General features: G+C 67.8%; 9 protein-coding genes and 3 pseudogenes. 5 read left to right on the top strand and 7 right to left on the bottom strand.

Going from position 1 to position 7,561, the window contains the following annotated elements; translation table 11 throughout:
- The 3 genes and pseudogenes from AQI70_RS39910 to AQI70_RS36655 form a co-directional block, all read left to right on the top strand.
- A pseudogene (locus AQI70_RS39910) lies at positions 1-222 on the top strand (hypothetical protein); the annotation flags it as partial.
- A gap of 589 nt (positions 223-811) precedes the next feature.
- Positions 812-1,411: a DUF5133 domain-containing protein gene (locus AQI70_RS40850; RefSeq protein ID WP_341845977.1), complete on the top strand. Its 600-nt coding sequence runs from the start codon at positions 812-814 to the stop codon at positions 1,409-1,411.
- Between the two features lie 213 nt (positions 1,412-1,624).
- Positions 1,625-1,828 (top strand): cold-shock protein, encoded by a 204-nt coding sequence (locus AQI70_RS36655; protein WP_062156779.1) that lies wholly within the window; start codon positions 1,625-1,627, stop codon positions 1,826-1,828.
- 58 nt (positions 1,829-1,886) lie between these two features.
- On the opposite strand, the gene AQI70_RS36650 is transcribed toward AQI70_RS36655, so the two are convergent.
- Both AQI70_RS36650 and AQI70_RS36890 read right to left on the bottom strand, forming a co-directional pair.
- Complete coding sequence (locus AQI70_RS36650; RefSeq protein WP_062156778.1) at positions 1,887-2,309, bottom strand: CBS domain-containing protein; 423 nt, start codon at positions 2,307-2,309, stop codon at positions 1,887-1,889.
- Between the two features lie 154 nt (positions 2,310-2,463).
- Positions 2,464-2,826 (bottom strand): annotated as a pseudogene (locus AQI70_RS36890) (DUF2267 domain-containing protein); the annotation flags it as partial.
- A 177-nt stretch (positions 2,827-3,003) separates the two neighbouring features.
- Here AQI70_RS36890 and AQI70_RS36640 point away from each other — a divergent pair.
- A complete protein-coding gene (locus tag AQI70_RS36640) occupies positions 3,004-3,447 on the top strand; it encodes an Hsp20/alpha crystallin family protein (RefSeq protein ID WP_062156777.1) in 444 nt (147 codons plus the stop codon).
- A gap of 300 nt (positions 3,448-3,747) precedes the next feature.
- Here the strand turns inward: AQI70_RS36640 and AQI70_RS36635 are convergent, their stop codons facing one another.
- The 4 genes from AQI70_RS36635 to AQI70_RS36620 form a co-directional block, all read right to left on the bottom strand.
- Complete coding sequence (locus AQI70_RS36635) at positions 3,748-4,485, bottom strand: restriction endonuclease (protein ID WP_062156776.1); 738 nt, start codon at positions 4,483-4,485, stop codon at positions 3,748-3,750.
- A 41-nt stretch (positions 4,486-4,526) separates the two neighbouring features.
- Complete coding sequence (locus AQI70_RS36630; RefSeq protein WP_062156775.1) at positions 4,527-5,210, bottom strand: restriction endonuclease; 684 nt, start codon at positions 5,208-5,210, stop codon at positions 4,527-4,529.
- Complete coding sequence (locus tag AQI70_RS36625) at positions 5,210-5,416, bottom strand: hypothetical protein (protein WP_062156774.1); 207 nt, start codon at positions 5,414-5,416, stop codon at positions 5,210-5,212. Before AQI70_RS36625 ends, AQI70_RS36630 begins: the two co-directional genes overlap by 1 nt.
- Before the next feature lie 333 nt (positions 5,417-5,749).
- Complete coding sequence (locus AQI70_RS36620) at positions 5,750-6,709, bottom strand: TnsA-like heteromeric transposase endonuclease subunit (protein ID WP_063801667.1); 960 nt, start codon at positions 6,707-6,709, stop codon at positions 5,750-5,752.
- A gap of 259 nt (positions 6,710-6,968) precedes the next feature.
- Here AQI70_RS36620 and AQI70_RS39435 point away from each other — a divergent pair, with 259 nt between their 5' ends.
- The gene (locus tag AQI70_RS39435; protein WP_159042773.1) at positions 6,969-7,196 is read left to right on the top strand and encodes a hypothetical protein; all 228 of its coding nucleotides are present in this window, start codon (positions 6,969-6,971) and stop codon (positions 7,194-7,196) included.
- 11 nt (positions 7,197-7,207) lie between these two features.
- Here AQI70_RS39435 and AQI70_RS39905 read toward each other — a convergent pair.
- Positions 7,208-7,561 (bottom strand): annotated as a pseudogene (locus AQI70_RS39905) (hypothetical protein); the annotation flags it as partial.

Raw genomic sequence — 7,561 nt, 5'->3', positions numbered from 1 at the left:
GCGGAATCCGAGGTTGCCCCGGCTGAAGGCGAGGAGCCGGCAGGCGAGGCGGCGCAGGCCGCGGAGTCCACGGAGACGGAGGCTCCTGCGACCGGCGAGACGGCGGAGCCCGAAGCCGCCCCGGCTGAAGGTGGACAATCCGCAGCTGAAGCGGGCACGGAGGCCGCGGAGGAAGCGGAGGCGCCGACGGCGGAGGATGAGCAGTCGTCCAAGGGTGAGTAAGGGCGGCCGAACCCTGGCAAGGCGATCACGACGCGGACATCGATAGGAGATGCACTTTTCGTGCGGCCGGAGGAGGCGGCAGCTCCGACATTCTTCTCCGGCCGCGTTTTCTTTTGTCCGCGCCGCCTGTGCCCAGTGCCCGTGTCCGGGAACTGTTCAGTACATCTGGTCTACTTCCGCTGCGGGCGAAGGCCGGCCGCAGATGTGCGATGGGGCGCGAAGCGGGCGGTGATTGAGCGACCGGGCGTGGACCGCCGTAGTCACCCCTGCCAGAAGGGTCTTTCTGCCGCGGCGGCCGGTGGCGGCCCTGGGCATGCATCAAGCGCTGTGGCTGTTTCTGATCCCTTGATCGTTCGTTGGATATCGCGTGGATACTCGCGAGGGTGACGCGGAGCCTTTTGCAGTCTTGCTGGGGGCTTACTGGCTCCGGTCTGAGTCCGATGATCACAACGGTGTCGTTGGTTGCGAACGCGGGACGCAGCGTCTGGCGTCCTGGAACGGGCGGATGGTCATAGTCGGCATCGCGGTGACCACCGTGATCATCGCGGTGGTGTCCGTCGTGGTGGCTGGCCTGCCTGGGTGAGCGTCTATGAGCTGTTCGGGGAGCCGGTGGTGCGATGCTGGCGCGCCGCGGCCGGCCACGCGGGTGGACCGCAGGATGATCGCCCGGACGGGCGGGGTGGCGGGCCCGATTCCCCGGCGGCGCCTGCGCAGCCCGCGGGTCCTGTGCAGCCTGCGGGTCCTCCCGGCTGCACCGTTCTCCCAGCGGTGCAGCCGCACAGTGCCCGTGCGCCGCGTGCGCAGACGCGAACCACTGATTCACAATCCCGCAATCGGGCTTCCGGCCGCATCCTGGAAGCATGACCAGGCGGACCGCTCGGCTTCCGGGTGCGGCTGGCGTCGGCGGCTGCGACCGTGTGAGTGGAGGGGTGGGTCCGAACGGGGGAGGACGGAGGCGGCCGTCATGCTGAGGGCGCATCCTTTGCTCCTGCGGGAGCTCGTCGAGCGCTGCGAGACGCTGAGGCGGCGATTGGCGTCCGGTGGCGGTGCGGAAACCAGGCGCCAGCTTGAGGACGTGACGTACACCCTGTGTGTGGTCACGGGCACCCGCCAATTGGACACGGCGCTGTGTGGGGCCCGCCAGCAGCTGGCCGATGCGATGACACGCGAGCAGCCTCTCCATCGCTGAAAGTGTGCCCGGCCGCCCCGACCACGCACCCGACCAGACGGCACGCCAGCCCCCGACCGACCTCACGGTTCCGTTGTCCCACCGGCCGGATAACCGCTGCGTCGATCAGCGTTTCGGCTTCCCATCGCCTGAGCTGACCACAATGATCCACGGTACGGCGCGGCAGCACGCGGCTGCCTGCGCCGCCACGTTCCTCAACGAAGGAGACAGGCCATGGCCACCGGCACGGTCAAGTGGTTCAACGCGGAGAAGGGCTTCGGCTTCATTGAGCAGGACGGCGGGGGACCGGACGTGTTCGTCCACTACTCGGCCATCGCCGGCGGTGGCTACCGGGAGCTCAGCGAGGGCCAGAAGGTCCGCTTCGACGTCACGCAGGGGCCCAAGGGCCCGCAGGCCGAGAACGTCACCCCAGCCTGAGCGGGCAGGCGCCACTGACGCCGTGGTGCGCGGGCCGCGGGCCCGCGAGGGAACATTGTTACTCGTTGGGCTCGGAGGCGCTGATGTCCGCCAGGGCGGAGTCGGTGTCGCGTTCGACAGCCAGATCCCCCAGAGAGACGATGCCGACCGGCCGGCCCTCCTCGATCACCGGCAGACGCCGCACGGAGTGCTCGCGCATCAGCTCAGCCGCCCGGCTGATGTCGTCGTCGGGGGACAGGCTGACCAGCTGCTTGCTGCACGCGTCGGCGACAGCGCGGGCCTCGATGTTCCCGCCCGCGCACATCACGCGCACCACCAGGTCCCGGTCGGTCACCAGCCCGCGCAGCTCCTCGTTCTGCGCGACCAGGACCGCACCGATGTCCTCATCACGCATCAGGCGGGCGACTTCGACCACCGAGGTCTGCGGCCCCACCGCCACCGGCGCGGTCGTCATGATCTCCCGGACCTTCTGGGCTGCCATCGGCTCTCCTCCATCAGGGGTTCACGCCGGAACTCCACGCGATAAGGCGCTGTCCGGCTCCATGGCCGTACCCGCACCAGGCCGGTGACTTGCGCTGTCTGGGCGCTTTGCCCCCCGATGGCCGCGCGGCCATCGGAGGCGGGGTAGCAGGCCAGTCGGACAGGTCCGCCCGGCCGAACAAAGCGGCGTAGCCGGACGGCAGCTGGCTGAGGATCTGGTTCAGCTCCCCGCCGGAGACGGCATCGGCCAGAGTGGACAGCACCGCGCTGGCGTCCCACTCGGCCGTACGGGGACGTGCCCCGACGCGCTCAGCGACGCGCCGGCAGAACTCCTCAGCCCCGAAACTCTCCGCCTGCCGGCGGTTCGGGCAGCTGCGCGGCCACATCCGCCGCCTCACCTGGCGTGATCCGCTGGGAGAGGGACCTCAAGGACCGCGGTGGTGGTCTTTTCGGCCTCCTTCTGGTCGGTGTACTCACCACGCTCGCGCACCCGCGCCAGAAAACTCGTCGTGCCTCATCGCTGCCCTTCACCCCTTGATCTCGTATGCGCCCACTCCCGCACATGAACGTGTGGAATATGAGTCGTATTGCACTCGATTATGGGTAGTGGAGGTCCTGGTCAGGGGGACTTCCGGAACGCAGGCCGGCCGTGGCGTGCCACGGGCCGGGAGCCTTTCGGAAGGAGATGATCGGCGATGGCGCTTCCCGTACGACGCGAGCAGGCCGGTGCGGTGTGGGACCCGTTCCGCGAGTTCCACGACCTGTACCAGCGGATGGGGCAGCTGTGGCAGTCCGCCGTTCCGGGCGGCGGCCTGCTCGGTGATGCGTGGGCGCCGCTGGCCGACCTGGAGGAGAGCGACGACGCCTACGTCATCGAGGTCGACCTGCCCGGGGTGAAGAAGGACGACATCACCGTCGAGATCAACGCCGGCGAGCTGTCCGTGCACGGCGAGATCAAGGAAAAGGAACGCACCGGCGTGCTGCGCAGCCGCACCCGGCGCAGCGGCCAGTTCGACTACCGGGTGACGCTGCCGCAGGACACCGATGAAGAGCACGTCACCGCCGAACTCACGGACGGCGTGCTCACCGTCCCCAAGGCCGAAAAGGCCAAGCCCCGGCGTATCGAGATCACCAGCTGACCCCGCCCCGTCAGCACCGGCGGCCCGCCCATCCGGGCGGGCTCGCCCCTGTCCTGGCAGGAATGTGGTCATGCAGCCGCTGCCTGAGCCCGGAAGCCCAGCAGTTCTTTCGTGATCGAGAGCGAAACCGGCGTCGCGATTCCCGAATACCGCGGGGTCTGCGAACACCTTGCACCGCAGCCCGGCTTCGTGGCCGTGGCCACCCAGGTCTTCTTCCTGATGCCCTTGCTGCTCACCACCCGCGCGGGCCCGTGCGGGATCTACCGTCGAGCGCTCTGTGCTGCCTGCGCGCGGGGGTGTCTATGCGGCGGAGCGCTGTTCCTCGACGACTGCGTACAGATGCTCGCCATGCGCCCACCGCTTGAGTTCCGGGCGGCCGATGAGCATGATGTGATGCCGCTGGGCGAAGTCCGTTGCGGGCTTGGTGAATCCGTTGAGCGCGACAATGACGGCGACGTCCGCGCCGTGTTCGGGGACCGCGGTGCCGTTGAATTTCTGCAATGCCCCGGACCCGACCGGCGCGGCGTACTGTTTGCACTGGATGACAACTTTTCTGTTGTCCGGATCCCAGGCCACGACGTCCGCGCCCAGGTCTCCTGAGCCGCCGACCCTGCGGGCCCACAGGAAGCCGTCCCGGGAGAGCAGGTCGGCGCACGCCTGCTCGAAGCCGTCCGCGCTCATCGCGGTGAGCTGCTTCATCCGGAACGTCAGGATCCTCGGCTTCGTGGTGACCGGCTCGTCGGCGATTGCGTCGTTCGCCAGTTCGTCCTCGCTGTCGTCGAAGTAGACGGTGCGATCGGAGAAGATCACGAAGCACAGCAGCACCAGGCTACCCATGATGATCAGCGCGAACCACCACGGATGCCCCATGAGCCAGTCCCACGCGTCCTCGCTGATCCACCCCCAGACGTCAACGCTCACCCAGTGCCACGCGTCCTCGGTCAGCCACTGCCAGGCCATCTTGGCGACGGCGATGGTGATGATCGCGCCGAGGATGAACTTCAGCACCGGGTCCAGCGACCCGTCTTCGTCGAACACCCTTCCCCTCTCTCTGTGCGACAGGCTTGTCTGCGGCAGCTCTATGCCGCGCGGCGTACCGCTGCCCGGCGTGGTCTGCGGACGGGCAGCCGCAGCAGTTCATGGAGCGGGGCGCCGTCCTCGGCCCACTGCCGTAGCCGCTCGCGGTCGACCCAGTGGATCTGGTGCCGCTCGCCCCACGCCTTGGCGTCCCGGGTGAAGCCGCCGTTGGTGACCACGACCGCGACATCCGCCTTGTGGACGGGCCCGGCGGTCCCCTTGACCTGGTACATCACCTTCGAGTCGACCTTGCCGCCGACCGTGGTGTGCTTGGCCTGCAGCACGATCCGCCCTCGCTGGGCGTGCCGGCCGATGACGTCGGCGGCCTGGTCGCCCTTCTGTCCGACCCGCCGGGCCGACCAGCCGTCGCGGATGAGGAGATCCCGCAGCGCGTCCTCGAACTCCGCATCGCCGAGCGCGTCGATCCGCTCCAGCGGGATCTGCAGGATCGCGAGCAGCTCGGCCCGGGCCCGGCGCCGGCGCATGCCCTGCAGCTGACGCCAGGCGAGCCCGGATAGAGCCGTGACGGCGAGCACCACCGCCACGGGCCACCCCCGGACCGCCGCCTCCCACGCGGCGCTGACCGCCTTGACGAGCGCGGTCGTCACAGCGACGGCGACGAGGACGGCCGCCGCTTGCTCGCGGCGACCGCGGGGCCTGCGCAGACGCACACGGATGCCCCCCATCAACGGGGCGACGACGCGGACACCGAGGCCGAGGGCGCGGGGGTGGCCGGTTTATCCGCTTCCGCGTCCCCGAACCCGAAGATCTGCCCCCACAGCCATACGAAGGCGGCGATCCCGGCGATCGTCCAGCCGCCCAGCTTCTTCCCGCGCGATTTCGGATTGCGGCGGATGTGCTGACGGACGACGTGATACCCCTCCGACGGCATACGCTTTCCCCTCCTGTGACCTGGCAACCTGATGAGGCTGCCCTCCTGGATAAGGTGTAGCAGCGGCCACTGACAAAAACTGATGGATCATCACCGTGATCGATCCGCAGCGGCGACAAACCAGCCACCGGCCCCTGCGGGGCCAACAGCCGCCGTTCAACTCACGGGGTTACACTGCGACCTTGGCGTTGGCCGTCCTCCGTCACCTCTCGTGCGTTCGGTCTCTTGACCTGGTGAGCACGACGGGGCGGCCTCCGGCATCCTGCTACCTGCAGGAATCGGAGACCGCCGTGAACCAGGAGAAGCTCTGGCGATTGGCGAGAAACACGGCCCCTACCCGAGGTCTTCGCGCTTTGGGCGTACTACCCTCAGCGGCCCCTGCGTGCCGCCTCTGTGGGCAGGTTCATCCGTGTCCGCTCGCTGCTTGTCCTTCGGGCGATGTCGGGGGCCGTAAAGGTCGCCCAGCTGGTCGGCGTACGGCTGCGCGGCGGAAAGGACCATCCTGCCGAGCGCGGTGAGACGCATCGGGTGTCCAGGACCGCTGCGGATCAGGAGCCGGCCGTCGAGATCCCGTTCCAACAAGCAGATTCCGGCGCCGACCCCCCTGGCCGGTCCCTGGCGCAGCACGTGGCGCTCGGACAACAGCTCCGTCAGGTCGGTCACGAAGTGCTGCCACCACAACAGCCGCAGCACCGCGGCCCGCACCTTCCAGTCCGGGTGGTGCGGGAAGGCGCGAAACGCCTCGCCCAGCGATGCCCCGTGCAGATCCGCCTCGCGGATCTCCGCGAGCAGGTCCTCGTCGAAGAGCCAGTCGCGGCGATAGCCCGCTAGGCAGCGCAGGTTCTCCAACTCCGTTTCCGGCGGCTCGGACCGCACTTCGAAATCCCAGCCTCGTGACAGGACGACCTCGCGTGCCCAACCGAGCGCGAAGTTCACTGTCGGCCGGGTGGGCAGATGCCGCGGTTTGACGTCCACGACCAGCGGCACGTCCTTCTCACGCAGCACGAGGAAGTTGGGGACGTGCCGGCGCCGGTACCCGTCCACGGTGGTGGAGAGGAGAAAGGGCTGGGCGAAGACGGCCGTCACGTCCTGGTCGAAGTCGGCGTAGAGCCGACGTGTCAGCTCAAGCCGCGACTCGTAGACGACGTGGGCACGCATAGTGGAAGAGCAATGCGTGCCCGAGTAGTGCTTCTGTCCGTACCACCAACGGAAGGTGCGCCACGGTGTCGAGGGCTCGAAGACGTCGACACCCGTCGTCGACCAGACCAGGTCCTCGTCGATCTTCCCGTCCACGACGGAGACTCATCGAGACTTCGCCGACCACACGCGACATACCCACCCCCGAGCAGCAAGGACGGGGAGCAGAGCCCCGGTCTCGACCAGCTGCGACGTCTCCACGATCAAGCTGGAGAGGACCGCTGCATAGAACGAGGCCGGGAACAGCACTACGAAGAGTGAACGATCAGACAGGAGTTGTCCTGTCGCACTGAGCATGTCTGTGGATCTTGGGTGGAGCTGATCGATTGCCAGGTGTTGTGAGAATGCTCTGCTCGTGGTTCTCAGTGCAACTGGCTTCTGCGGAATCGCGGGCGGCCTGCGAATCGGATGTGGGTACCGGCCCGGAACGCAGCGCACTCTGCCGGTGGCCTGCTCGGCCGCCAACAGCACATCGCTCTCGCTCAAGATCGATTTTCGCAGCAACAGCCCAGCCGCTCTGGGCAACCGGACCGGCGCCACCGCACCCTGGGTAAGCCTCAACGGCGTCATGTACCTGCTGTGACTGCCGTGGGCCTACTCCAACTCCTGGTAATACCGAGGAAGATCACCCTGCCCCATCACGCGGTAGCCCTGCCCATGGTTGTCCAATGTCTCACTGCCGTGTTCCCCGTCGGACACCCACTCAACTTCCACCGTGAAGCGGACATCTCGTTGCCCTGGATGGAGTAGGAGGACGACCTGTGCCGGATCGCTGTCCGAAACCTTGTACGGGAAGTCCCTGTCCTGGCGGTACGAGCTGCCCGTCTTCTGCGGATCGGGGATGTCGAAGGACGATTCACCAGGTCTACACGCATAGAAGGAATCGGCTGCCTCGCGGCGGGCCCGAAAGGTCTCGTTGATGAGTTGCCTAAGAGGCCCTGACAGAAG

This window comes from Streptomyces curacoi, assembly GCF_001513975.1.
Taxonomy (GTDB): domain Bacteria; phylum Actinomycetota; class Actinomycetes; order Streptomycetales; family Streptomycetaceae; genus Streptomyces; species Streptomyces curacoi.
Note: the sequence above shows the minus strand (reverse complement) of the source record. Positions and strands in the feature narration are given on the sequence as shown.